The sequence below is a fragment of the Sorangium aterium genome (assembly GCF_028368935.1).
Classification (GTDB): Bacteria; Myxococcota_A; Polyangia; order Polyangiales; family Polyangiaceae; genus Sorangium; species Sorangium atrum.
Genome location: NZ_JAQNDK010000002.1, coordinates 1208766 through 1234954, shown reverse-complemented (window position 1 = coordinate 1234954; position 26189 = coordinate 1208766). Strand labels below are relative to the sequence as shown.

20 protein-coding genes are annotated in these 26189 nt (G+C 71.4%); 1 reads left to right on the top strand and 19 read right to left on the bottom strand.

The features are described from left to right. Positions 1 to 41: 41 nt before the first annotated feature. From POL72_RS19660 to POL72_RS19605, 12 genes are all read right to left on the bottom strand, one after another. The gene (locus tag POL72_RS19660; protein WP_272096982.1) at positions 42 to 890 is read right to left on the bottom strand and encodes a mechanosensitive ion channel family protein; all 849 of its coding nucleotides are present in this window, start codon (positions 888 to 890) and stop codon (positions 42 to 44) included. 84 nt (positions 891 to 974) lie between these two features. Beyond that, positions 975 to 1631, bottom strand: coding sequence for a hypothetical protein (locus POL72_RS19655; RefSeq protein ID WP_272096981.1), 657 nt, complete (start codon positions 1629 to 1631; stop codon positions 975 to 977). 34 nt (positions 1632 to 1665) lie between these two features. Further along, positions 1666 to 2238 (bottom strand): hypothetical protein, encoded by a 573-nt coding sequence (locus POL72_RS52275; RefSeq protein ID WP_272096980.1) that lies wholly within the window; start codon positions 2236 to 2238, stop codon positions 1666 to 1668. Positions 2239 to 2628: 390 nt separating this feature from the next. Continuing rightward, positions 2629 to 4398, bottom strand: a complete 1770-nt coding sequence (locus tag POL72_RS19645; RefSeq protein WP_272096979.1) for a cytochrome-c peroxidase — start codon at positions 4396 to 4398, stop codon at positions 2629 to 2631. A gap of 311 nt (positions 4399 to 4709) precedes the next feature. After that, the gene (locus POL72_RS19640; RefSeq protein WP_272096978.1) at positions 4710 to 4985 is read right to left on the bottom strand and encodes a hypothetical protein; all 276 of its coding nucleotides are present in this window, start codon (positions 4983 to 4985) and stop codon (positions 4710 to 4712) included. Positions 4986 to 5308: 323 nt separating this feature from the next. Then, positions 5309 to 6163 carry a carbohydrate ABC transporter permease gene (locus POL72_RS19635; RefSeq protein WP_272096976.1) on the bottom strand — a complete coding sequence of 285 codons (855 nt, stop codon included), beginning with the start codon at positions 6161 to 6163 and terminating at the stop codon, positions 5309 to 5311. Then, on the bottom strand, positions 6160 to 7041 hold the full coding sequence (locus POL72_RS19630; protein ID WP_272096975.1) for a carbohydrate ABC transporter permease: 882 nt from the start codon (positions 7039 to 7041) through the stop codon (positions 6160 to 6162). Before POL72_RS19630 ends, POL72_RS19635 begins: the two co-directional genes overlap by 4 nt. After that, complete coding sequence (locus POL72_RS19625) at positions 7038 to 8360, bottom strand: ABC transporter substrate-binding protein (protein WP_272096974.1); 1323 nt, start codon at positions 8358 to 8360, stop codon at positions 7038 to 7040. The genes POL72_RS19630 and POL72_RS19625 overlap by 4 nt, the downstream gene beginning before the upstream one ends. Then, complete coding sequence (locus tag POL72_RS19620; RefSeq protein ID WP_272096973.1) at positions 8357 to 9484, bottom strand: ABC transporter ATP-binding protein; 1128 nt, start codon at positions 9482 to 9484, stop codon at positions 8357 to 8359. Before POL72_RS19620 ends, POL72_RS19625 begins: the two co-directional genes overlap by 4 nt. A gap of 9 nt (positions 9485 to 9493) precedes the next feature. Further along, entirely contained in the window at positions 9494 to 10297 is an 804-nt protein-coding gene (locus POL72_RS19615) for an HAD family hydrolase (protein ID WP_272096972.1), read from the bottom strand. 246 nt (positions 10298 to 10543) lie between these two features. Next, on the bottom strand, positions 10544 to 11875 hold the full coding sequence (locus tag POL72_RS19610) for an aspartate kinase (protein ID WP_272096971.1): 1332 nt from the start codon (positions 11873 to 11875) through the stop codon (positions 10544 to 10546). Positions 11876 to 12013: 138 nt separating this feature from the next. Beyond that, positions 12014 to 13195: a YkgJ family cysteine cluster protein gene (locus POL72_RS19605; RefSeq protein WP_272096970.1), complete on the bottom strand. Its 1182-nt coding sequence runs from the start codon at positions 13193 to 13195 to the stop codon at positions 12014 to 12016. Positions 13196 to 13734: 539 nt separating this feature from the next. Here POL72_RS19605 and POL72_RS19600 point away from each other — a divergent pair. Next, positions 13735 to 15186: a hypothetical protein gene (locus POL72_RS19600; protein WP_272096969.1), complete on the top strand. Its 1452-nt coding sequence runs from the start codon at positions 13735 to 13737 to the stop codon at positions 15184 to 15186. Positions 15187 to 15260: 74 nt separating this feature from the next. On the opposite strand, the gene POL72_RS19595 is transcribed toward POL72_RS19600, so the two are convergent. The 7 genes from POL72_RS19595 to POL72_RS19565 form a co-directional block, all read right to left on the bottom strand. Next, entirely contained in the window at positions 15261 to 16847 is a 1587-nt protein-coding gene (locus POL72_RS19595) for an MSCRAMM family protein (protein ID WP_272096968.1), read from the bottom strand. Positions 16848 to 17096: 249 nt separating this feature from the next. Next, the gene (locus POL72_RS19590) at positions 17097 to 17600 is read right to left on the bottom strand and encodes a hypothetical protein (RefSeq protein ID WP_272096967.1); all 504 of its coding nucleotides are present in this window, start codon (positions 17598 to 17600) and stop codon (positions 17097 to 17099) included. 793 nt (positions 17601 to 18393) lie between these two features. Beyond that, the gene (locus POL72_RS19585) at positions 18394 to 21639 is read right to left on the bottom strand and encodes a DVUA0089 family protein (protein ID WP_272096966.1); all 3246 of its coding nucleotides are present in this window, start codon (positions 21637 to 21639) and stop codon (positions 18394 to 18396) included. A gap of 453 nt (positions 21640 to 22092) precedes the next feature. After that, positions 22093 to 22716 carry an NAD(P)-dependent oxidoreductase gene (locus POL72_RS19580; RefSeq protein WP_272096965.1) on the bottom strand — a complete coding sequence of 208 codons (624 nt, stop codon included), beginning with the start codon at positions 22714 to 22716 and terminating at the stop codon, positions 22093 to 22095. Between the two features lie 119 nt (positions 22717 to 22835). Continuing rightward, on the bottom strand, positions 22836 to 23609 hold the full coding sequence (locus tag POL72_RS19575; protein ID WP_272096964.1) for an endonuclease/exonuclease/phosphatase family protein: 774 nt from the start codon (positions 23607 to 23609) through the stop codon (positions 22836 to 22838). Between the two features lie 191 nt (positions 23610 to 23800). Then, positions 23801 to 24367 carry a cytochrome c maturation protein CcmE gene (locus POL72_RS19570; protein ID WP_272096963.1) on the bottom strand — a complete coding sequence of 189 codons (567 nt, stop codon included), beginning with the start codon at positions 24365 to 24367 and terminating at the stop codon, positions 23801 to 23803. 224 nt (positions 24368 to 24591) lie between these two features. Beyond that, positions 24592 to 26178: an RNA polymerase sigma factor gene (locus POL72_RS19565; RefSeq protein WP_272096962.1), complete on the bottom strand. Its 1587-nt coding sequence runs from the start codon at positions 26176 to 26178 to the stop codon at positions 24592 to 24594. Positions 26179 to 26189 lie beyond the last annotated feature (11 nt).

Genomic DNA, 26189 nt, shown 5'->3' with positions numbered 1-26189 from the left:
GGTCGCCTCCCGGGCCGCTCGCACGAACCGCGCGGGCCGCCTCAGAGGAGCGGGGTAGATCGCCGCTCCGGCTCGCGAAGGGGGATATGCAGCTCGCGCTGGGGCATGGGGATGACGACCCCCTCTGCGTCGAGCCGCTCCTTGAAGTGGCGCGTGAGCTCGAGCCGCACCGGGAAGAAATCGGCGGGGAGGGTCCAGGCGCGGACGAGCAGGTTGACCTTCTCGTCCGCGAGCTCGACAACGTCGACCGACGGCGCCGGCGCCGGCAGCACGCGCGGCTCGTTCGAGAGGACGTCCCGCAGCGTGGCGATGGCGTGAGCGATGTCGGCCGTGGCGCTGACGCCGATCGTGAGGTCCATGCGCCGGCGCTCCGCCCGGGTGAAGTTCTGGATCTTGGCGGACCGGACCTTGGAGTTCGGCAGCATGATCGGGACGCCGTCGAAGCTCGTCAGCTTGGTCTGGAACACGTCGATGGCGTCGACGATGCCGGAGGTCCCGTCGACCTCGATCGCATCGCCGACGTCGAACGGACGGAGCACGAGCAAGACCAGCCCGGCGGCCACGTCCGACAGCGTGTCCTTGAGGGCGAGGCCGATGGTCAGACCCGCGGCGCCGAGCACGGCGAACAGGCTCTTCGTGTCGACGCCGAAGCGCTCGAGCACGGCCATGGCGGTGACCGTCAAGACAGTGAGCCTGCTTACACTGGCCAGCAAGGGGACGAGGGTCGCGTCGATCTGCGTCCACTGCTTGCCGAGCGACCGCACGCTCCGCGCGGCCCAGGCCGCGGCCGTCCACCCGACGACAGCGATGAACAGCGCGCTCGCGACGCCGGACCCGTGGCTCTTCAGGAGCTCGATCGGCGTGCCCCACGTCGGAATCCCCTGCTCCACTGCGCATCCTCCTCGGCTTCGACGCCGCGCGCGGCGCCGCGCGCAGCCCTGCGCCGGGCTGTCTCCGCGCGCGGCCGGCGGGCGTCAACCGGCGAACGTGACGAGGCGGCGGAGCCGCTGCGCCGCGAGCTCCACGCCGTTCGCGAGGCCCCGGAGGAGGTGGGCCACGCCGTCGTCCTTCGCCGCCCGCATGGCGCGCATCGGGCGCGCCGCGAACCACGCGAGCTCGTCGGCGACCGCCTCGACGAGGGGCCTGCGCATCGAGAGCCACCGCGCGCACCACGCGGCGAGGGGCGTCTCGCCCTCCACGGTCGCGACGTACTGGAGCAGCTCGACGAGGTCGACGCCGTGCCGCATCCCGAGCAGCGTGCCGCGGTAGGACCTCTCGGTGCTGAGCAGGTAATCGGCGAGGTGATCGCGCAGGGCCGAGAAGGCCTCGCCCACCGTGCTGCCGCCCGCGCTGATGGGCAGCTCGCGCTCGCGGAGGAGCGGGAGGATCTCCGCCAGCGCGGCCTCCGCGTGGGTCGAGACCGCCCGCAAGGCGTGCGCCGGCGGCACATTGCCGAGGCGCTCCGCCTCGATCCGCGGATGGATCATCGCGGAGCGCTCCGTCTGAAACAGCTCCCGGACGAGGCTCGTGAGGAACGCGCGCCCTCGCCGGCTCTCTTCCTGCGGCCCGGATTCGTCCCCCAGCAGGCCGCCCTCGCCATTCGTCACCCCGTTGCTCTGAAGTTCCTGCATGGTTGTTGCCCCCTCTCCCCTTCTCACCGGGACGTCAGGACCCGCTCGCGGCGCGCCGCGCTCCGGTCTTCGCCCTCGAGCTCGTCTTGCGCGAGGCCCCGTTCGCGGCGCGCCGCGCTCCTGTCTTCGCCCCCGAGGTCGTCTTGCGCGAGGCCCCTGCCCCGCCGCGGCGGGCCGTGCCCTGCGCGGCGCGGGAGCGGCTGCTCGTCGACTTGGCCGAGGTGCTGCGCGAGCGAGCGCTGGACGCGGCGCTCTTCTTCGCCCTCGCCGGCGCCTTCTTCGCGGCCGTGGACCCTCCGGCGCTCGCCGCGGCGTTCCGCTTGCGGGTCGCCGCCGCCTTCTTCGCCGCCGCGCTCCTCGCGGCGGCGGGCCGCGCCTTGGACGCGGCGCCCCCCTTGCGACCCCCCTTCCTCGCCGGCTCCTTGTTCACCGGCTTGCCCACCCCCGAGCCCGACTTCTTCCCCCCGCCGGTCATCTTGTTGACGGTCGCCCAGGCCCGCCGCTCGGCCTCTTCATCGGGGACCCCGCGCTTCTCGTACCCCTCTTCGATGTGCTCGGCCTGCCGCTTCTGCTTGGTCGTGTAGCTGGATTTGTCGCCTCTAGGCATGGTGCCCTCCTTGCGCCTGCTCCACCTCGCGGGTCGGCGGCTTCGTCGGAGACGCCGGCTCGCCCCGTTGTGGGAGCGTGAGAATCGCGAGAACGCGCGAACGTGGGAACGTGCGGGAAAGACAGACCGTGCGTGTGGCCCGGGTCCATCGAGCCGCGATGTCGGTTGCGACGGTTGCGTCGGTTGCGTCGGTTTCGATGGACGAGCAACGGCTGTGCCGTCGAGAGCGCGGCGCCAGCCGACGGCGGCGCGTCCGGGCCGGGCGCTGTCACACGCGGTTTCCCCGCTCCGCTGGTTGCCGGGTGATGGGGGCTCGTATCGTGGCAATCGGCCCCGGATGTCGAGGAACGCCTCGGTCGTACCGCGCGAGGAGCGCGGCGTGCCGGAGGCTCAGAGGGTCTCGAGGTACGCGACCAGATCGTCCAGCTGCGCGGAGGTCAGGCCGGAGACGTCACCGTGCTTGTCGCCTCCGCACAGCGGATCGAAGCGATCGCGGAGCGTCGCCGCGCAGCCGTCGTGCATGAACGGCGCGCGCCCGGCGATGCCGAGGAGCGAGGGCACCTGCAACCGCTCGCCCTTGCCCACGTCCTCGTTCCGGTTGTTGGTGAGCATCAGGCCACCGTGGCAGTCCGCGCAGGCCACCTTCTTGTCATGGAAGAGCACCTCGCCCCGCGCCACGGCGGCGTCGTCCTCGGGCGGCGACGCCGGGAAGGCGGGCAGGCTGTCGAGGTAACGGGCCATCAGGTCGAGCCGCCGGGCGCCGGGCTGCTGGCCGCCCATGCGGGAGACGAACACCTCCCCCATCAGGCCCGCGAGATCCTGCAGATCGCCGCTCCAGTGGAGGGGCGCCGTCTTCAGGATGCCGCCGCCCAGCGCCTGCGTCCGCCGCAGGCCCACGGGATCGAAGTCCCACGTCCGCCCGTCCTCGTGCCCTTCGGGGTGGCACGACGCGCACGCCACGGCGCTCACGGCGTTCGGCGGGCGGTGGAACATATCGTGTCCGGTGTCCTTCACGCTCTCGCCCGGAAGCGCGATGGTGCGCCCGCCGACCACCTCCAGGGCTGCCGGCTCGCGCAGCTGCACGACGATCTCGCCCCGGCCGTCGAAGGCCACGGCGACGGGCTGCCCGCTCAGCACGTTCGCGGTGACCTCCGGGCTGCAGCTGGCCGTCTCGGCGTCGCGCTCCAGATTGTCGACGGTCGCGCTCACGACGGTGCGTCTGCCGGCCGCCACGATGGCCATCCGCGCGCCGTCGGGCGTGACCGCGATGTCGACCGGCAGCGAGACATTCGGGATCGCGGCCGCAGGCAGCGAGGGGATCGATGTGTCAGGAACGTCCGCCGGGTCGATCCTGCTGACCGCGGCGTGCACGATGTTCCCGTCGCAGTCGGCAGACTGGTAATAGCCGCCTGGGCTGAGGGTGACCTTCGACGACATCGAGCGCTGGTGCACCATCAGCGCACCTCCGCCGGCGAGCGGCGCCATGCGCCAGGCCACGGACGGCGCATACTCCGAGTTGGCGAACCCGTTCGAGTAGAAGACGGGGAGCGTGCGGCGCGAGAGCACCGCGCCGTCGGGGCCCACGACCAGCGTCTCCGCGGACCTGAAGCGGCTGACAAGGAGCCGGTCGCCCTCGACAACGACGTCGCGCAGGTCGGGGGCGGGGCGGAGCTTCCGGACGGCGGGGCCGCCGGAGGCCGGGAGCGTCACGAGCTCGCCGCCGGCGCAGGCGACGTGGATGGCGTCGAGCGAGGCGTCGTAGGCGACCCCGCGCGGCGCCCGGCAGACCTCCCTGCGCGCGATGACCGACCGCGCCTCGACATCGAGGGTCACCACCGCGCCGGCGCGCCGGAGCGCCACGTGGACCCGGCCGCTCGCGTCCTCGACGAGGCGCCCGGGCTCGTCGCCGCGCTCCAGCGGCACCTCCGCCGGCTCGCCGCTTTGGAGATCGACGATCCAGACGCGATCGCGGTCGGCGTCCGCCGCCACCGCCGTGTGACCGTCGCTGGCGACGATCAGCGTTCCGCCGCTGATGGCCGGCGGTGGCACCTCCGTCACCGTGATCTGCTGATCAGGGTCGTCGACATTCACCCCGGCCACCGGGTCGGGATCCCCCGGGCCGCACGCCGTGAGAGCTGACGAGAAAACGCCCGTGGACAAGAGCCCTGCCATGACAAGAGAACCAGAAAGGGGCAGACGCATGGGTTCCTCCGTTCGCCGCGCGCGCGAGCTCAGCAAGAAGGATTCCAGGCAGGCGTCGAGATTTGGACGGCGGCTATCGCCGCAGGCGGCGCGCCGTCCGCAGGCCGGAGCGGGAACGCGTGTTCTCAGGCGATGCGCGAAGGGCGTCACGCGGCGCGCCCGCCGGGGCGGGCGCTCGACCACGGGGTCGCGACGGCGCCGCGAGGGCGCCGTGCAGCCGGCTGGATGGAGGCCCGAGCTCGAGAGGCCGGAGCTCGGGAGGGAGGCTGTCAGCGGTAGTCGCCGTATCCCAGCTCGTGCTCGAGCTTGACCAGCTTGTTGTACAGGCCGATCACGAGCAGAGATGGCGCCCACTGGCCGATGAAGTTCGCGATCTGCTTCTTGCCCGCCAGCATGCAGCCGGCCGAGACCACCATCGAGCCGATCGCCAACCCGAGATAAGTGCCGGACGGAATCCTGCCGGTCCTCTCCTCGATCTTCGTCGTGATCCTGCCCTCTTCCTTCTGCACCATCTGCTTCTGCATCATTGGCTCGGTGGTGGTCATCGTGGATCTCCTTCCGCAGCGCCTGGCCGGCGCTGCCGTGGCCGACGCTGCCGTGGCCGGCGCGAGCCGGTGCGACGACCGGGCCAGAAAACAAGGCGTCCGGACGAGAACAAACCGCGCAGCGCTCTCTTCTGCCACCGACGCCGCGGCGCGCTGTACCCTCCAGTCGACCGCTGCCCGAGCGAAGCGCAGGAGCCAGCGACAGCGACGATGGCCGGGCTCGATCGCGCCCGACGCTCACTGCCACGCCGATGCACACGCCGGCCGGTAGATCGCCCGATCGCCGGCCTCCGGCGCCGGGCCTGCCCGGGCGCCCGCGCCGCTCAGATCCGCGCCGTCACCGCGCGCAGGATCTGCCGCTGCGCCGCCGCGAACACGAGGAGCACAGGCAGGCTCAGGATCACGTTGCCGGCCATCACGAGGTGCCAGCGGACGCCGGTGCCCTGCTCCCGGAGAAGGGCGATCGCGAGCGGCAGCGTGCGCACCTGGTCGTCGGTCGTCATGACGAGCGGCCAGAAGTAATCGTTGTAGTGAAAGACGAAGCTGAACAGGAACAGCGCCGAGAGCGTCGGCCGCAGCATCGGGCCGAGGATCAGGTAGATAATCCTGAGCTCGCCAGCCCCATCCATCCTCGCCGCCTCGATGATCTCGTCAGGGACCGAGAGCAGCGCCTGGCGCACGAGGAACGTGCCGAGCGCGCTCACCCCGAAGGGCAGGATCAGCGCCCCGAACGTGTTCACGAGGCCGACCGAGCCGAGCATCGTGAAGACCGGCACGAACGTCACCTGCGCCGGGATGAGAAGGCACGAGAGCACCAGGACGAACGCGGCGCTCCGCCCCACGAACCTGAGTTTCGCGAGCGCATAACCGGCCGGGAGCGCGAGGGCGATCTGCAAGAGCGCGATCGCCGTCGCCATGAACACGGTGTTGACGAAATACCGCATCACCGGCACCGCCTGGAGCACCTCGCGGTACGCGCCCAGCTGGAAGGCCTGCGGCAAGGGGTAAGCCGGAGCGCGGGTGATCTCGGGCAGCGTCTTCAGCGAGGTGATCGTCATCCACGCATAGGGCCCGAGCCACACGATCGCCACCACGAGGAGCACGGCGTCCGAGGCGAGGCGGCGCGAGCGCGAGTTGAAGAGCCCCGCGCGGGCGCCGCCGCTCTGCCCCGCCGTCACGACGGCCGCCTCCCCTCGCGCGGCGCGCCCGCGCGGAGCGCCCAGAGCTGCAGGACCGTCAGGAGGAGCAAAAAGCTGAAGAAAATCACGATCATGGCGCTGGCCCGGCCGACCCGCAGGTTCACGAAGACGTGCTCGTAGATCGCGTAGACGAAGAGGGTCGTCGCTTTGACCGGCCCTCCCTGCGTCATCACGCGGATCACGTCGAACGCCTGAAAAGAGAGGATGAGGCTCGTCGTCGCCACGAAGGCGGCGCTCGGGCGGAGCAGCGGCCATGTCACGTGGCGGAACCGCCGCCATGGGCCGGCGCCGTCGAGCGCGGCCGCTTCGTGGAGCGCGCGGGGGATGTCCTGGAGGCCGGCCAGGAAGATGACCATGGCATAGCCGGTGATCTTCCAGACGCTCACCGCGGCCAGCGCGAGCAGCGCCGAGCGGGGATCGCCGAGCCAGCTCATCGTCGGCAGGCCGACCCCGCGGAGCGCGGCGGTGAAGAGCCCCTCGGCGTCGAGGATCCACATCCAGAGGAGCGCCACGGCGACCCACGACACGACATAGGCGCTGAACACAGCGCCCCGCACGAAGGCATAGACAGGCCCAGGTCGATCGAGCGCCACCGCCAGCGCGAGCCCCAGGGCGCCGGAGAGCGCCACCACGACGGCGCTGTAGCCGAGCGTGCGGAGCAGCGTGCCGGCGAGCTCGCCGCTCCCGACGAGGACCTCGTAGTTCCGGAGCCCGACATACCGCGGGGGCGTGAGCAGGTCCCACGTGAAGAAGCTGTTCTTGGCCGCGAGCAGGAGCGGGATCAGGAAGAACACCGCCAGGAATGCCGCGGTGGGCAGGAGGAGCAGGTAGGGCGAGAGGGGGTGTTTGGGCTTCATCGCTCGCGCGCCGCGCGGACGGCCTCGGAGAGGGTCTCGGCGGCGTCGCGCGGGGCGAGCACCGCCTCTTCGAGCCGGGGCTGCACCGCCTCGCGCTGGACGCGGAACAGCTCCGGAGACCAGGGCCAGGGCGCGGCGTGCGCGAGCTGGTCCACGGCGACGCGGTCGTTCGGGTGCGCGGCGTAATAGCCATCCTGCCTGAGCACCTCGAGGCCGCGGCGCGAGACGGGGATGTAGCCCGTCCGCGTCGCGAACGAGTTCGCCTGCTCCGGCTGCATCATCCAGCGCAGGAACGCGAACGCCGCCTCCTGCGCCGCCGGCGCGGCGCCCCGCGGCATCACGAACATCGTCCCGCCCGTGGGCACCGAGGCGCGCACGTCGCGCGGCAGCGGGGCGGCGCCCACCTCGAACTTCCCGGCGCCCGCCTGGCTCGCGTTGTCCTCCAGGTACCGGAGGAACGCGGTCGAGGTCCAGATCATCGCGACCCGGCCTGCCAGGAAATCGGTGTTCGTCACCTGCCACGCGTTGTAATCGCGCCCGGGCGGCGGCTTCATCGTGCGGTCCTCGTGCACGAGGGTCTGCCAGAACCGGAGGGCGCGCACGCCCGCCTCCCCGCCGAGCGTGGGCGTGCCGTCCGGGGCCACGACGTCGCCGCCCGCTTGCCCGACGAGCGCCGCCCAGAACCACCAGTCGATCGGGCACTCGAAGCCCCACCGCCGCGTGCTCGCGCCGTCGCGCACGACGAGCCGCGCGGCCGTCGCGCGCAGCTCGTCCCAGGTCGTCGGCGGCGACAGCCCGAGCTCGCGAAACACATTCCGGTTGTAGTAGGCGATCGGCGTCGATCGGTTGAACGGCAGGCACACGAGCGGGCGCTCGCCGCCGCCCACGAACGTCCCCGACTGGCCGAGCGCCTCGACCACGTCGAGATCGCCGCCCGGGGCGTCGGCGAGGAGCCGATCGAGCGGCTCGAGCACGCCCGCCTCGGCCAGGTAGGGCACCACCTCGCCGACCACGTGCGTCAGGGCGGGCGCCGCGCCCGCCGCGAGCGCGGTCCGCAGCTTGGCGAGCGCCTCGAAGTAGTCGCCCTGGTACACGGCGTCGATGCGGTAGCGGCCCTGCTCGCGGTGGAACTGGTCGACGAGCGACAGGAGCACCTCGCGGTTCTTGCCGCCGTAGGCGAACCACAGCGAGCCCTCGATGCGCCCGTCGGATGCGCGCCGCGCGCAGCCGATCGATCCCGCCGCGGCCGCGGCGAGCGACGCGGCGAGCGCACGGAGCGCGTCGCGCCGCGAGCGCACGGCGCGGCCTTCCCCGTTCATGACGCCGCCCGCGGCGGGGTGATCCGGGCGCCGGAGCCGGCGTCGAACCAGAGCACGTCGCGCGGATCGAGCCGCGCGCGCACCGCCTCGCCCGGCGCGGGCGTCGCGAAGCCGTGCGCCCGCGCGCGCAGCCGTGTCCCGCCCGCGTCGAGGTACAGGAACGTCTCGGCGCCGAGCGGCTCGGCCACGACGACGCGCGCCTCGACCTCCACCTCGCCCTGCGCCCCGGCGTCGCCGCGCGCCCCCGCGCCGTCCTGCGATCCGAGCCCAGGCGCGACGCGCAGGTGCTCGGGCCGCACGCCGGCGATGGCCCGGTCGGGGAGCGCCACCCCCGGCGGGGCAGGCAGCGAGAGCGCCGCGCCCTCGTAGCGCTCGCCGGAGCGCTCGAGCGGGAGGAGGTTGATCGCCGGCGTGCCCAGGAACCCGGCAACGAACGTGTTCGCCGGCGCCTCGTAGATGGCGCGCGGCGGGCCGACCTGCTGGAGCTCGCCGGCGCGGAGCACGGCGATGCGGTCGCCCATGGTCATGGCCTCGACCTGGTCGTGGGTCACGTAGACCGACGTCGTGCCGAGGCGGCGCACGAGCGCCGCGAGCTCGACCCGGAGCTCGGCGCGCAGCGCGGCGTCGAGGTTCGAGAGCGGCTCGTCGAAGAGGAACGCCGCGGGGGCGCGCACGATCGCGCGCCCCATGGCGACGCGCTGGCGCTCGCCTCCCGAGAGCTCGCCGGGGCGCCGATCGAGCAAGTGGCCGATGGCGAGCAGCGCCGCCGCCTCCTCGACGCGGCGCGCCCGCTCCTCCCGCGCGACCCCGCGCATCCTGAGCGGGAAGCCCATGATGTCGCGCGCGGTCATGTGCGGGTAGAGCGCGTAGCCCTGGAAGACCATGGCCACGTCGCGGTCCTCCGGCGCGACGCGGCTGACGTCGCGCCCGCCGATCGAGACCGTGCCGCCGTCGGGGCTGTCGAGGCCCGCGATCAGCCGGAGCGCCGTCGATTTGCCGCAGCCCGAGGGGCCGACGAGGACGAGCAGCTCGCCGTCGTCGACGTCGAGATCCAGGCCGGCGAGCGCGGGGCGGTCGGCGCTCGGGAACCGGCGGGTCAGGCCTCGGAGCGAGAGGGTGGCCATGGCAAAAGCTCAGGTGGCGAGCAGGACGAGCCCGGGGATCAAGTCGGCGACAGCGAGCAGCTTGGGGCTCGGGGAGACCGCGACGGGCACCCGGGCCGTCCGGAGCAGGGCGGCGTCGTAGGCGCTGTCGCCGAAGGCCGCGAGCACCGCGAGCTCGGGGAAGATGCGCTCGAGGGCGCGGGTCTTCCCCTCGCCGTAAGTCGCGGGCGCGCCGAGCTCGGGGGCGATCCGGCCTTCGCGGACGGCCGGGGTCATCGCGGCGATGCGCTCGGGCGCGACGCCGAGGCGCGCGACGGCGCGCTCGATCACGGCGCGAGGCGACGCCGAGACGACGTACACCGGGACGCCGCGCGAGCGCGCCCAGTCGAGGATCGGCAGCAGCGCCGGCCGGATCCGCCCTGCGTGGCCCTTCTCCTCGAGCACGCGATCGACGAGCGCCGCGAGCTCGTCCTCGCGCCACCCCGCGAAGGCCCAGGCCATCATCGCGAACGCCCTGTCCTCCGGGTAGCGCTCGGCGTTGAACGCCGCGTAGAGCGCGCTCGCGATCTCGTGCGCGCCGCCCTCCGCGGCGACGCCGAACGCCTCGGCCTCGCGGCGCAGCGCCGCCTCCGCCTCGGGCCGCGCGAAGCGCCCCGCGAGGAACGCCTCGAAGAGGTCGACCCCCACGTCCCCCTCCCAGAGGGTGCCGTCCGCGTCGAACGCGAGCGCGGTGCGCGTGGCGTACGTGCCGTGCGCGGCCTCGATCCTCCGCAGGATGTCGGTCGTGCTCTCGCGCGGGATCGTCGCGCTGCCGTCGAGGTGTGCCGCCGTCATGGTCTCCCCGGGGCCGGACGCCTGGTCCGACCGAGGCCTACGCCTACTGCGGCGCCCGCGTCGCGTCACGCGTGTCAACGTCGCGTCACCCGGCAGGAACACCGATCACGTCGAGGATCCGAGAAAACCAACAGGGAGACCAGGAGGCGAGGAGGAAGAGAAAGAAAAATCTCCCCGTTTCCTCGCCTCCCTGTGAAGCCTCTGCTGTTTATCGAGGTTCAATCTGTTCGGCGCGCCAGGGGGGCGTCACCGCGCCTTCTCGAAGAGGGAGTGGTGCAGAACGCCAACCGCCGAGGCGACGTGCGCGTCCTCGATGACCATCGACAGGTTCACGCTGCCCGTGGCGTAGCTGAGCATCTCGACGTTGACGCCGGCCTGGGCCATCGCCTCGAGCACCTGCGCGGCGACGCCCTTCTGCTTGGACATGCCCTGGCCGACGATCACGAGGGTCGTCCGGTTGGGCAGGACCTCGCAGGCGCCGAACTGCTCGAGCTCGGGGAGCGCGCGGCTGAGCTTCCCGAGGTCGTCGGTGGTCATCGAGACCGAGACCTCGGACGTGGTGATCACGTCGATCACGACCTCGTGCCGGGCCAGCACCGCGAGTACCTGCGCGAGGAAGCCGACCTCGCCGAACATCCGGGTCGAGCTGATCTTGAGCACGACCTGCCGCTCGCGGTAGGCGATGCTCGTCACGGCCGGAGACGCGGCGTCGGTGTTGAAGTCGATGACCGTGCCGGGGTGATCCGGCCGGTTCGTGTTGAGCACCCGCACCGGGATGCCCTTCTCCATGGCGGGCAGCAGCGTGGAGGGGTGCAGGACGCGGGAGCCGAAGAACGCGAGCTCCGCGGCCTCTTCGAAGCGCATCGTGGGGATGTTCCGGGCCGTCTTCACGACGCTCGGGTCGGCGGTCATCACGCCGTCGGTGTCGCTCCAGATCTGCGCCTCCTCGGCGCCGAGCCCCGCCGCGACCAGCGTGGCCGTCAGGTCGCTCCCGTTGCGGCCGACGGTCGTGATCTCGCCGGCCTCGTTGCGGCCGACGAAGCCGGTGACGATCGCCACGATCCCCTCGGGGACGCGCTCGGCGAACATGGCCTTGATCCGTGCGTCGAAGCCGGGCAGCGGGCGCGCGCGGCCGAAGTTCGCGTCGGTGACGAAGCCGAGGTCCCAGACGTCGTAGGCGCGGGCCGGCACGCCGCTCCTTGCGAAGAAGTCCGCGATGCACCGCACGGCCATGCGCTCTCCGAAGCTCGCGATGTAGTCGAGGCTCCTCGGGCTGAGCTCCTTGACGAGGCTGATGCCGCGCAGCAGATCGCCGATCTCCTCGTAGAAGGGCGCGAGGAGCTCGGGCGCGCAGCCGAGCGACTCGGCGACCGCGCGCTGCTTGTTCACCGGGACGGAGGGATCGAACCGCCCCGTGGCGGCGGCCTTGGCGGCGTTGATCAGCGCGTCGGTCATGCCCTTGTGAGCGGAGCTCACCACGACGGGGCGGCGGGCCAGGCGGGCTCTGACGATGTGAAGAACCTTCTCGATCTGCGCGCGGCTCTCGACCGAGCTGCCGCCGAACTTCATGACGATCATGCGCGTGCCTCCATGGGCCAGCTGGGCCCGGTGGGCGCGAGAATAGTCGCGGTCGGCGGTTAGGCGAGCCCGGCCTGACGTTGACGCGAGGTGCTAAAAGCCTGTCCCGTAGCGCACCCAACCAGGCGGACGAGGGGCCTATGCCTCGGTCGCAAGCAGGGCACGGAAGCTCTCGCGCTTCGTGAGCAGGAGCCAGCGCAGGTTCTTCATGAGCGTGCCTTGCTCCGAGAGGGCCGCGTGGCTCAGGAGGACGAGCTCGGCGACGCTGATGCCCTCCCGCACGTCCTCCGGAGAGACCTTGACCCTGCCGTCCGCCGCGGCGCGGCAGCGGGCGAAGCGCGAGATCACGACGGTGGCGAGCGAGAGGTCGAGCACGGCCGCCAGGAGGTGCCTCGGCGCCGAGAAGATGTGCCGGCGCTGGAGCACGAGGCGCAGGTAGTCCTTGACGAGGGTCCCCTCGTCGCCGGCGAGGAAGCGATCGACCGTGCTCACCCGCTGGAGCTTGAACGGCCTGGGGACGAACAGCATATCGACGGTGCCTCGCCCGAGCATCCAGGCGGCCTTGTTCCCGAAGCTGCGCAGCGCCTGGAGCTCCGTCCAGGAGGCCTCCTCGACCCGGTGGGACTCGCGGACCCGCGACGGATAACAGAGGTTGCCGAGGAGATAGGCGAACAACACCCGCGCATAGAAAGAGGGCCTCTTGCGGGGCGCGAGCGGCTCGGGCTCCTCCTTGCCGGCCTGCCCGAGGGCGGCGTCGACCGAGGCGTCCGTCGCGCGCCCCTGGCCCTGGGGGAGCGCGCGCTCGAAGGCCGCCGTCCAGTCATAGAGCTCCGCCAGCGTCGACGCCGGCGACGCGCCGGTCGCGAGCCGCTCCTCCCAGTGCCTCGCGGCGCGCAGATAAAGCGGCTGCGCGAGGATCACGCCGCTCAGCGTCGCCAGCGCCGTCGACATCCGCTCCGTGTCGCCTCGCTGCTGGAGCTTCGCCTTGAGCTGGCGGTCCACAGGCTTGCCGTAGTTGTCGCGGATCGACGGGCACAGCTGGGAGAGCTGCGCGACGACGACATCCTTCTCGTCTCGGACGAACCCGAACGGGAACGCCTGGCACGATTTCGGGATGTACTCGTGGCCGAACCGCTTCTGCATGCTGCAGAGCATGTCGTCGTCGAGGAAGACGCACTGGAGCTGGCGATCCCGCTCCCGCACGGGCAGCACGCCGCGCCCGATGACGAGGGCCCCCTCTTCCCCGACGCGCTCCCGCACCCAGGGCTCGGCGAGGTACCGCCTGGCCTCGTCGCCGCCGAAGCGGATGTTCCAGGGCATCCGGCAGCACCGAGCTGGGCAGTCGCGGCACTCGAACTTCTGATTCGGGGGGTGACTCGAGGGAACGATGAGCTTCGTCGCCATGGGGCGGCGGGACGATACAACGCTACGGCGATCTGCGCTCGATCCCCGCGTGCCACGTGTCCATCGCGCCCGGCGCGGCGCAGCGAGCCAGTGGGCTCAGGCGTGGCGACGGCGACCGGCGAGACGACGACCGACAAAAAGACAGCGCCGCCGGGGCCTCAGGGGGGCGAAGGCCGCGCCGGCGGCGCTGCATCCCATGAAGCACTGACCGTGCCATCCGGACGATCCCTAAGACGCACCCCGAATTGCGGCCATGCGTCAAGGACGTCCCCTACGGGTTTCGTTTTTGAAACGCCACGGTCTCAGCATTGAACGATTGTAAGGGTTCTTTTCTTACCACCACATTTCGCCCCGGACGTAATAATTCCAGTGAATCCGGTCTATTTTTACCGTTGTGGCAGGTTTTGCTGCGCTCCGTGATACGAGCGCTGTACCTCTATTTCAGGAGAAACAACATGCGACTTGCTCTCCCCCTGTCAGCGGTCACAGCGATGTCTCTCGCGCTCGCCGCGTGCGGCGACGACGAAGAGATCGAGCCGGTGGAGGTAGCGTCCGGCGCGGGCGGCCAGGGCGGTGACGGCGGTGACGACGGCGAGGGCGTCGGGCCGGAGGGGAAAGCGGACGGCGAGGCCTGCGCGGTCAACGAGGACTGCCACGGCGGGCTCTGCTTGACCGAGGAGGATTTCGGCTGGGCGGGCGGCTACTGCACAAGGCTCTGCGACACGGAGCTCTTGCCCTGCGGAGAGGGATCCGAGTGTCTGCCGCAGGGCAGCTTCTCGCTCTGCCTCAAGTCCTGTGAAGAGACGTCCGACTGCGGGAGGGCGGGGCATACGTGCGTCGACGTGACCGACGACGGGTGGACGATGTGCTTTGGCGGCTGCGACGACGACGCGCAGTGCAAGAGCGCCTGCGACGAGGACACCGCGTTCTGCGTCGCGGAGGGTGAGATCTGCGACAGCGGCGAGGACGAGGACAAGGACGGCCTGCAGGACTGCGAGGAGCGGGACTGCTCGACGACGACAGCGTGCGTCGAGAGCGTCGCCGCGGCGTGCGCGGAGGCCATCGACGTCTCGGAGGGCGGGAGGTTCACCGGCACGACGGAGGCCGGCACCAACCTGTTCGCCGCGCTCTGCCCTGGTCTCACCACGTCCGTCACGGGCACGGGCATGCGAGAGCGGGTCTTCCGGTTCGTCGCGCCGGCCAAGGGCGCGGTCCAGATCGCCGCGACGGCGACGGCGACGGAGGCCGACTTCGACTGGTACATCCGGGAGAGCTGCGACGACGAGACGACGCTGCTCGGCTGCGTCCCTGCGTTCGGACCGGAAGACGCCCCCCTCGAGCTCCTCACCGAGGCCGGTCAGACCTATTTCATCTTCATCGAGGGCAAGAACGGGATGGACGCGTCGTATACGCTCGATGTGTCCTTCGCGGAGGAGATCTGCGGGGACGGAGCGCGCGTCGGCACGGAGGAGTGCGACGACGGAGACACCGTGGCTGACAACCTGTGCAGCAACGAGTGCCGGGTGAACCTGGAGACCCTGTGCGCGGCCGCGGCGACGCTCACGGAAGCGACGACGGTGGGGGACACCTCCGAGGGCACGCAGGGCGTCACGGCGTCGTGCGGCGGCGAAGGCGGGGAGCTCGTGTACCGGTATACCCCGGAGACGAGCGGCAATCTGACGATCACCGCGACGCCGGAGGGCCACGCCGATATCGTCCTCTACGCGCGCAGCGACTGCGCAGCCCAGGACAGCGAGATCATGTGCGCGGATGATCCCTTCGAGTCCGGCTGGCCCGAGTCGATCATGGTGGAGGCGACGGCAGGCCAGCCGATCGACATCTTCGTCGACAGCTACAACGCCGCCTCCTCGGGGCCGTTCACGCTGACCATCGCCCCGGCGGAGTGACATAAAACGCGGACCGGCCGTCCAGGAGGCTCCGCCTCCGGACAGCCGGGAGATAGCCGCCTGCGGTGCGCTCGCTACCGCAGCGGGAGCTCGGCGTCCTTGCCCTTCATGCTGGGCAGGTCGATCACCTGGAGATCCGCGGTCGTGACCTCGCCCGGCTTCACGTGCACGCCGGTCCCGATGCTCGTCGACTCGACGTTGATGATGTAGCCGCCGGTCGGGAGCCCGGAAGCGCGGAACGAGCCGTCCTCCGCGGTGACGGGGTAGAACATGCCGATCGCGCCGTCGTCCCCGATCTGGGTGGCCAGCATGAGGCGAGCCCCCGGGAGCGGCTTGCCGCCCACCGTGACGCGGCCGCGGATCTCCCCGGTGCCCCGAGGCGCAAAGGAGATGTCGTGCTGCGCGCTCTTCCCCTCCTCGATGCCGACCGCCGCGAGCATCACCTCCTCGCCTCGCCGCATCATGACGCGGAGCTCGCCGGCCGGAACCTGGTCGAAGTGGAAGCTGCCATCCGCCTCGCTCACCGTGTTCACGAAGCCGATCGGGCGGTGCATGAGCGTGAGCCTGGCGCCGGCGATGGGCTTGCCGTCGGCGTCTCGCGCCACGCCGGAGAGGGTGCCGCCGGGCGACATCACGAGCTTCACCGGCTTCAGGCCGTCGCAGCTCGCGACCTCGATCTCGGTCGAGCTCACGGCGTTGCTGCCGTCATAGCCGCGGACGACGATCGTGCCCTTCGGCACGTGCGGCAGGCTGAAGGAGCCGTCGTCCTCCGTCTGCGCCTGCGCGGCGGCCTCCATGGCCAGGCTGCTCAGCTCGCCGACGGCGAAGAGCGACTCGGCGTCCACGTACACCCCAGGCAGCGGAGCGCCGGACGAGTCCACCGCCTGCCCGGTCAAAGTACATCCCTTCGAGAGGGTCAGATCCATCTTCTCGACGTCTCCGGCGCGCACGTTGACGTTCGAGGAGAACGCGGGCGCGAACTCCGCCGCCGTCGCCCTGACGACGACGTCCCACGAGGGCAGCTGATCGACGCGGAACGAGCCGTCCTGGCTCTCGAACGTGCGAGAGAACAGGGGCGGCGTCGCCGGCGTCTCCGCCGTCACGGCCGAGAGGACGTCGATCGAGAAGCGGCGCACGGGCTCGCCCCGCTCGTCCAGCACGCGCCCCTCGATGACGCCGCTCTTCGGCAGCACGAGGCTCACCGCCTCGCCGGGGCGCGCCGTGGTCGACGTGGTCCCGTACCCATCGACGCTCGCGCTCAGCTGATAGGTGCCGTCCGGGAGCGTGAGCTCGAACCGCCCGGCATCGTCGCTCTTCACGGAGCCCGCGGTCGAGAGCACGTTGCCGGCGACCTCGAAGGTCATGGCGACGACGGTCGCTCCGGCGAGGGTGCTCCCGTCCGTGCCATAGACAAGGCCGCTGATGGTGGGCCGCGCCTCCTCCTTCGCCGCCGGCGCCGCGCCGCGCACGAGCGCCCTGTTGCGATAGCGGACGTGCTTCTCGGCTCCGGCGTCCGGGCCCCTCGCCCCGGCGGTCTGCTCGTCCCCGGAGCGGAAGGCGAGGAATAGGGCGACGCCGGCGAGGGCGGCCAGGAGCAATCCGGCGGCGATCCACAAGGGCCGGCGCGAGGGGTTCCGTTGCGACGAACTCGGTTGCATCATTGTTCCTCCAGACAAGTTGACCTGGCTAGAGCGCTGCGGCCGGGAGCTCGGCAGAGGCGGAGAAGAGAAAGGGGCTACCGGCGTTCCCGCCGGCGCCCCCTCCTCACTCCGCACGACGCGTTCGACGAGCGCCTCCCCGACCTGCCCGGGGCCGTTACTAAGGGCTTTCTGCAGGGAGGCTCTCGCCGATCGGTCGAACGCCGGGCGCCGTCTCAGAGCCCAGTGAAGACCGGTCTCAAAGGCACGCCGTCAGTAGCAATGCGGGGCGAACGTGACCGGCACGGGCATCGACAGCGAGGAATAGAACTGAATCGTGGCCTTGATCGTCCCGGTGAAGTCGTCCTCCATCCCCACGAAGTTGCACAGGGGCGCCTTCTGGAGCCGCGAGGTGATGCCGGAGCTGGGCGGGAACGCCACGGTGCTGGGCGGGATCGGCACGGTGGGCAGGAGCGAGATGCTCCCGTCCGTGAAATAGAAGGAGTTCCAGTCGCAGTCGTTGTTCCCGATCGTCGTCTGCTGGCGAAGGAAGATGTTTGCGGCGACGGCGGCGCCCGGGGCCGCCACGACTCCCCACTTGCCCACGTAGCCGCACTCATCGTTGAACGGGGTGCCCGCCTGCTCGGCCAGCTGGAAGACGGTCGTACCGACGGGCACCTTCCTCAGCCCGGTCTTCATCGACACGTTGTAGAGACAGTCGTTCCGGATGGCAAAAGCGCTGCCCGAGATCGACGTGACGGTTGCGAAAGCGAGCACCCAACGAGCGAAATTCTTCATGAGAAATACCTCCGAGGAATCGAATCTGTGGTGAAGTTTGATGCAGATACCTATCCAGATCGTCACCCAAGGGATGCATTCCCCCGGGGCGTGCGCCACGAGAGCGGTGCCCGACGGGAACGACGCACGTCGTCGTCGTCCCGTCACGGTCACGCTCCCGGAGGAACCCGCCCCGAGGTCATGACGCGAACAACAGGAGACTATTCTCCCCGCGGTTTCACGCAAGCACTTTTGACTGGCATCTTTTCGGTCGAAAACACGACGGAGTTAGAACCATGGATAATACCGGCACTCCTCGACTATGAACTCATGCCCTCTGCCTTGAACGCACCCCTCGGGCTCCTACATCCGGCCGAAGTATCACGCACCCGCGCCGAGAGAGGCGGTGTAGGGAGGCGCGGCCGAGGGCGGGAATCGCCGGGGAACGCCGGGGCCGGCGCGCGCCGGGGGGCGCGGGCGAGGCACAAGGCAGCTCCGCGCCGCCCCCGGCGCTCGATCTACCCACCTACCCACCGAAGACCACCGAAGACGCCCCGCGAAGGCGCTTGTGGGTATGGCCCTCCGATGCGGCTCCGATGAGCACCGCGGAGCCACACCGCGCGGCGGCGCGACGGAGCGCGGCAGTCTCGCGATGATGGGATATCGAGACATCGAGTCGCCGCGCGGCGGCGGGTGCGTCCCGGCCTCCCGGAGGCGCCCGGCGCCGGACGCGCGGCGTCCCGGCCGGACGGGGCCACCGGCGATCCCGGACGTCCGGCGGCGTCCGCGCTCCTCAGCGGAGCGTGACGGCCAGCCGGTAGTCGAAGAGGGCCGCGGTGCCCGAGGCGCCAGACGCGGCGCGGACGCGGAGGAAGTACCGCCCCGCCGGTAGCGCGTGAGCCCCGGGGTGGCGCGGGGCGTCCCCGGTGCCGTCGAGGATCGAGCAGTTGCCCCGGCCGCTGTCGTCGTCGTCCGCGATGAGCGAGCCCCCGGCGTCGAGCAGCGACAGGCGGCTGTCGATCTCGAGCGACTCGCACGTCTCCTCGCCGCCCTCGATGATCTCCGCGCGGATCGACCGGCCCTCCGGGACATCCACGGCGTAGAAGTCGAAATCGTCGGTCGTCCGCGCGCCGGCGATGAACACATCGGAGCCGACGGATCCGCTCGCGGTGGCGACGGTGCCATTCGGCTCCTCCTCGGCGCCCGCGGGCGCGAGGATCTTGGCCTGGAGGAGGTAGAGCGGAAACTCCGCGCCGTCCTCGCGCGCCGCGACCTCGACGTCGTGGTCGCCGGAGGGCAACGCCACGACGAGCGCGGAGCATCCGCCGATGCCGCCCGCGTAGGCTACGTCGGAGAGCCCCTCGTCCGTCGCGACCGTCCCGCCCGCCGCGTCGAGCACGCGGAGCGTCGTGAGGAGGCCTCCCTCGCAGCGGGCCGCGGTGCCGTCGAAGACCTCGAGGCGCACGACCGAGGCGACAGGCAAGCTCAGGCGGAACACGTCCCTGTCGCCGCCCGCGGCGAGGCTCGCCGCGAGGAGCGCGTCACCCGAGATCACGAGATCGTCCGCGCCGGCCTGCGCGGGCGTGTCGTTCGGCTCGATCTCGGCGGTCACCGCCTCGAGCTGGCAGGCGGCGCTGCACCCGTCGCCGCCCGCGGCATTGCCGTCGTCGCACCCCTCCGGCGCGTCGAGGAGGCCGTCGCCGCAGACCGGGAGCCTCTCGCAGCGGGCGCTGCACCCCGCGCCGCCGTCGCACTCCTCGGCGCCCTCCCTCACGCCGTCGCCGCACGAGGCGTCGAGCGAGACCCGCAGCGTGTAGCGGGCCCCCGGCTGCTCCGGGAAGCCGCTGACACGGACATGGTATGTCCCGGGCTCCAGGTGGCGCGCCGCGGCCCCGCCCGGGCTCCGCGAGTCGATGAGCGAGCAGGCGCCGATCCCGCCGTCGTCGTCGGAGGCGAGCACCGTCGCCCCGTCCGACGAGAGAAGGGAGAGGACCGTGTCGACGCCCTCGGCGCACCGCCCGGGGCCGCTCGAGTCGGAGGTCTCGAGCCGGAGATCGGATACGGTCGTGAGCCGCAGGGCGAAGAGGTCGACATCGATGTCCGGCTCGATCGCGCCGGACACGAGCGCTCCCGGCGCGACAGCGCCGTTCGCCTCGGCCTCGGCAGGGGTCGAGTTGGGCTCGATCTCGGCGATCACCCCCTCGATCCGACAGGCGGCGTCGCAGCCATCCCCGCCTGCTGTGTTGCCGTCGTCGCAGACCTCGGGCTCGTCGACGAAGCCGTCGCCGCACACCGGGATGCGCTGGCACGTCGCCCCGCACGCTGCGCCGCCGTCGCACTCCTCCAGGCCCTCGACGACGCCGTCGCCGCAGACGGCCGTCGTCCGCGCGCGCAGGGTATATCCAGCGATGGAGTCTCCTCGAGCGTCCTGGACGCGCACGTAATAGCGGACGTGATCGACGCCCGGCGCGGTGACGGAGGCGCGGATACGGGAGCACCTGGCCTCGCCGCCGTCGTTGTCCTCGGCGATCACGGCGCCATCGGGCCCGAGGAGCTGCAGCGCGGTGTCGATGCCGCGGCAAGAGGCCGGGCCGGTCGCGTCGAAGGTCTCCACTTCCAGCTCGGCCAGGCCGGGGACGTCGACGGCGAAGAAGTCGACCTCTCCCGGCGGAGAGATCGACGCGGCGAACAGCGCGCCCGCCGCGGTCGCCTGCCCCACGGTGGCCTGGCCTCGCGCGTCGTTCGGCTCGATCTCCGGGAGGATCCCCTCGAGCTGGCACGCGGCGCTGCAGCCATCTCCGCCCTCGGTCCCGCCGTCGTCGCACGTCTCGGCGCCGTCGATGGCTCCGTCGCCGCACACCGCGATCCGCGCGCACTCCGAGGAACACCGCTCCCCACCGTCGCACGCCTCGCCTTCCTCGATCACCCCGTTGCCGCAAAGCGAGGTGAAGGCGATGAGGAGGTCGTACCCGGGGATGGAAGCGTCGTTGTCGAACTCCTCGACGGTCACATAATACGTGCCCGGCTGGAGCCGGGTCGCCCTGTCGTCGACGCTCGAGTCGATGAGCGAGCAAGCCTCGGGGCCGCTGTCGTCGTCGCTCGCCAGCACCGAGGCGCCGTCCGTGTCGAGCAGCTGGAGGAAGGTGTCGACTCCCTGGACGCACTCGTTCAATTGCCCGGGGCTGAACGTGGCGAGCTGGACGTCCGCGAGGCTCGGCACCTCGAAGGCGAAGACGTCGATGTCGCCGACGGGCTCGATCGCCGCGGAGACGAGCACGTTCGGCCGGAGCACGACGCGCCCGTCCGCCTCCGCCACGGTGTCGTTCGGCTCGACCTCGGGAGAGCGGATCTCCAGCTCGCACGCGGCGCTGCAACCGTCACCGCCCGTCGTGTCGCCGTCGTCGCAGAGCTCCGGATCCTCCAGCACGCCGTCGCCGCACACCGAGGTATCCAGCGTGAGTGAGAGCGTGTAGTCGAACGTCGCGGGCTCCGCTTCAGGGGAGATCTGCACGCGGACGAAATACTCGCCGGGGCTCAGCTTGCGCAGCGCCAGGAAAGAACAGTAATCGTCGTCGGCGACATCGTCGTTGTCCTCGATGCTCGCCAGGCTCGCGTCGAAGATCGCCACATGGGTATCGACGCCGAGCGAGCTGCACGTCGTGCCCAGCGGGCCATCGAGCGTCTCTGCCTTGATGCGCCCGACCGATCCCTCGGGGACGATCACCGAGAACACGTCCACGTCGGATCCGGGATCGATGAACGCGCGGATTCGACCGCCGGGCGCGATGGCGAAGGCGTCGTTGGCCGAGGTGAATTCGTCGTTCGGCTCGACCTCACAGCCGGACTCGATCTGACACGCGCGCGAACAGCAATCGCCGTCCTCGTCGGCGCCGTCGTCGCAGGTCTCCGAGCCGCGCAGCGCGCCGTCGCCGCACCCGCTCGTACAACGGCTCGGCGCCCCGGCGCACGCGAACCCAGGCTCGATCGCGCATCCCGGATCGCACCCGTCGCCAGCGATCCGATTCCCATCGTCACACATCTCGGCAGGAGCGCTGACCGTTCCATCGCCGCACACCGCGCCTGGCGCGCCGCCCTGTCCGCCGCCGCTTTCTCCGCCGTTGCCGCCCTCTCCGCCTCTACCCCCCTCTCCTCCATTGCCTCCCTGTCCACCGCTGCCGCCCTGTCCACGACTACCACCCTCTCCGCCGCTACCGCCGACTGCGGGCGCATCGATCTTGCTGCGGTCCGGTGCGACGAGAAGCTCGCACCCGGTCAGGGCGATCGGCGCCAAACCGAGGAACAATGGGAGAGCCGTCCTGGGAAAGGAGATCATGATTTCTGAGGCCTCTGCTCGGCAGCATCGCGGGAATCACGGTGATCGCGGCATTCATGGCGATCACCGCAGGCGCGCCGCAGGCTGGCCACGACGGCGGGGGCGGCAGCAGACCGATGCTCCGCGGCTGCGTCAAGAGATGACGAGCGCGCCGCGCTCTCAGTACGTGACGACGATCGCCTTGCGGAGGTATTCGTCGCTGTCCAGCTGAGATAGCATGAAATACGCGAGGTCCTCGCGCGAGATCGTGGGACCGCCAAAGAGGTAGCCCTCCGGCGGCGAGGGGTCGACTTCGGCGCGGCACTCCTTGGTGAGCCGCCCCTCGGTGAGCTTGGGGACGCGCACGACGGTCCAGGCCACATCGCTCCGGCGGAGGGCCTCTTCCATGCGCAGCATGTCAGAATACCTGTTGCGGAGCATGGGTTTGACGAGGAGCCGGAACCAGAGCGCAGGCTGCTGCTCCTCGCCGATGCCCGCCGCGGTGACGGCGATCAGGCGGCGGACGCCATGCTCCTTCATCGCGCGCAGGACGTGGACGATGCCGTCGGAGTAGACGCGCGTCGGACCCAGGCCGCGCGACCCCAGGGCCGAGAGGACGGCGTCGTGGCCGGACACGGCGCGCGACACCTGCTCGGCATCCATGATGTCGCCGCGGAGCGCGCGCAGCCGCTCATGGTGCGGGACAGGGATGGTGGCGGGCGTGCGCGCGAATGCCGAGACCTCGTGTCCGGCTTCCAGCGCCTGACGGATCAACGCGGCGCCCGTGCCGCCGGTCGCCCCCAATCAGCAGCCTGCTCATGGGCCGCCAGCCTACCCGGTCCGCCGCAGCGGGTACAGTTTGCGCGCGAACGCCTCATCCATCGATGATCCGCTGGAGATCCGGGCGAGCGTGGCCCCGCCCATCAGGCGCCGAGCCGCAGCCACGCGGCCACGCCGTGGTGATCCGAGCCGGAGAACGGCGCCCGTTCGCAGCGCGTGATCGCCCACCCCTCCCCCGGTTGAACGAAGACATAATCGATGCGGCGCAGCGGCAGGCCCGCGGGCCAGGTGCCGCCCGCCTTGCCGGGGTGCGCCTGCGTCCAGGCGTCGAGCCAGGAGCCGTTTCCGGCGCTCGCCTGGAGATAACAGACCGCCTCCTCGCTGGGGAGCGCGTTGAAGTCGCCCATCAGCACGGCGCCTTGGCTCCCCGACTTCTGGCGCTCGCGCGCGGCGAAGCTCACGAGCTCGCGCACGGTGCGTGCCCGGGCGCGCTTCGACAGCGAGAGGTGCGTGACGAGCACGTCGACCACCGCGCCGGCGTGCCGGATCGCGGCGCGCAAGACGACGCGCTGGCTGTCACGCTCGAACGGATCGTCGCGATCGAGCGTGAGCGCCTCCACGGAGTGGTCGAGCACCTCGACGTCCTCCCGGCAGAGCAGCGCGACCCCCTCGCACTCGCCGCTCGCGGCGACCCTGCCCGGCGCGAACCAGGCCCTGTATCCGCCGGCGAGCCGCGCGAGCTCCCCGGCCTGGCCGAGATCGCCGCTCGCCGCCGCCGCGTGCACCTCCTGGAGCCCGATGAGGCCGGGGCGCAGATCGCCGATGAGCCTGGCAAGCATCGTCCGGCGCCGCTCCCAGAGGGCGACTCCCCCCCAGATGTTCTGCGTCAGGACGACGAGATCGCGATCGTGGCTCAAATGCCTCCTCCTCGGGCGTCGGTCCGGGGATGTCTCTTAACCAGCTTGTCGAGGAGGCTCAAGGTCCCGCGAGCGAGCCAGTCAGCGGCCCGCCGGGGAGCGGGGAGATGGATCCAGGCGTGTCGGCGCCGCGGGGCGGCGCTTTGGGCGTGTCGGCGCCGCGCGCGGCGGCGCCTTTGGGCGGGGAGCGCTCAGTTGAGCGAGAGCGGGCCCGCGCCGGGCTGGGCGCCGCCCTTCATCTCGTGCGAGTTGGGATCGTACTTCGAGGTGCACTTGGCCATCACGAGGCTCGCCTCGAAGTCGCCGCCCTGCGAGAGCGCGCCCTCGACCGTCACCTGGACGCCGCCGCTCGGGACGTCGCGGAAGGTGTCGGGGATGACGCACTGGGCGTAGCGCACGGGCAGCGCCGCCTGCGTGCCGTGGATCTGGAAGCGGTACTCGCAGGGCGAATCGCGCTTGACCAGCGTGCCGGGCACGAGCTCGCCCTCGACCCGGACCTTGCGGCCCGCGAGCTTGTCCTTCGACGCGAGCAGCTGGTCGACCGGCGTCGCGTAGACGGCCGCTTCCTTGAAGCCGACGAGGAACAGGGCGACGAGCGCGCCCACCATGACGAGCAGCGTCGCCAGCAGGCCGAGGCTGCGCGACGGGCGCGCCTTCGGCGCCGGGCTGGCCGCGGCCGGCTTCACCACCGCGGGCGTATCCTGCTGCTCTGCGAGAGACAGCGCCTGGGCCAACTCGTCGTCCAGCTTCTTGCTCATCGTGGGTCCTTCCCGCACAGGCTAGCCCGCGCCCCACGGCCGGTCGAGCACCACCTGCATGGCGTCGGGTCCGGCCGCCGGCGTCCTCCGGCTGCGGCGGACAGCCCGACCGGAGTTCTCCCTCGCGAGCGGACCCGACGAACCCGTGCGCCCGCTCGCGGAGGGCCGAAGCGCCGGCGGTGTCGTCGATCGGAGGCGAAGCGCAGAAGCGCACGCGGCGGCCCTCATGGGCTGTTCACGGCCGCCTCGATGGCGGGGAGAAACACGGCGTGAGGGAACGCCGCGCGGAACCGCTCCGCTCGCGCGCGGGCGTCGGCGCGCCGCCCGGCCTGGACGAGGGCCTGGATGGCCAGCGCCTCGCGCAGCTGGACTCTCGGGCTGCGCGGGTAACTCCGCTCGTGCAGGGCCAGCACCTCGAGCGCCTCTGTCGCCTTCCCTTCGCTGAGCGCAAGGCCGGCGCTGCTGAGCAACGCGCTCTCCTCGGTCGTGTCGTGCTCGCTGGGCGGAGCCGCCTTGCGGGGGGAGGCGCGTAACGGCGCCGCGGCCGCCGTCGCCACCGCCACCGAGGGCCCAGCGTTCGCGACGGCGTCGACCACGGCGAGCTCGCCCGCGGCGCGCTCGGCTCGCTCGGGCGCGGCGCGCCCGTCGTGCCCCGCTTCGGTGCGCCCGGCTCGCTCGGACGCGGCGCCTTCGACCTCGGCGCGGACGGACACCACCGGCGCCGCAGCAGGCGGCGGGAGCCCGGCATAAACCACGCCGGCGCCCACCCCGGCTCCCCCGAGGAACAGCGCAACGCCTGCCTTGATGAGCCTGGATCGCGCGATCGTGATGACCGGCGGCGTGCGCTTCTCCGCGGTGGCGCCGGCGGGCCCCACCGCGCTCGCGGGACGGTGGAGCGGGGAGGCGCCGGCATGGGGCTGCACTGCGGGGCTGCCGTGGAGGCCGTCCGTGCGGCGGGCCAGCCCTCCGGTCGAGGCGAGCGATCGCTGGAGCTGCACCCACAGCGGTCCGGCGAGCCCCTGCGCAAGGCCGAGCCGGGCGTTGCTTGCGTCGAGCAGCATGGGTCTGTCGGCAAGGGCGAACGGCGCCAGGACGACGCGCAGGCGACGAAGGCCGAGCGCGTCCGGGTCCCGCGCGGAGAGGCGTTTGACCGCGGCCGTGAACTCGCTGCGGGCGCGTCTCAGCCGATCCCATGCGGTGTTCACGGGGATCTGGAGGGCCTGCGCGATGTCGCGCATGTCGCTCCCCTCGAGGTCGTAGAGCACGAACACCGCTCGTCGTTCCCTCTCCATGCGCTGGATGAGCTCGCGGACGATGCGCTGGGTCTCGGCCTGTGCGACCCGGCGCTCGGCGTCGAGCCCGGGGTCCGCGAGCTCGATGGGCTCGGAATCGTCGAGCGCGAGCAGCTCCCGCTGGTTCCGGGCGAGCGCCCGGTGGCGAAGGGCGACATTGGCGCTGATCCCCGCGATCCACGGTTTGAGCGACAGGCGAGGATCGTGGTCCTCGAGGCGCCGGTGAACGACGAGAAACACCTCGTGAGCGACATCGTGGATATCTCGAGATGCAACGCCGAGCCGCCAGAGCACCACGAGGACGTACGGGAGCAAGGTCTGATAGACCTCCTCGAACGAGGGCCGCGGGGGCGGGCCGATGGCGGGCGCAGGATCCCGATCGGGTACGGCAGCGGGCTCTGGGTCGGGCGCAGGCGTCATCTCCGGGGCGGGAGCGGGCGCCGCCTCCGGGGCAAGTACAGACGCCGGCGCCGGGTCGGGCGCAGGAGGGGGCGCTGGGCGTGCTCGGGATTCTTTCATGGATAGGTAAT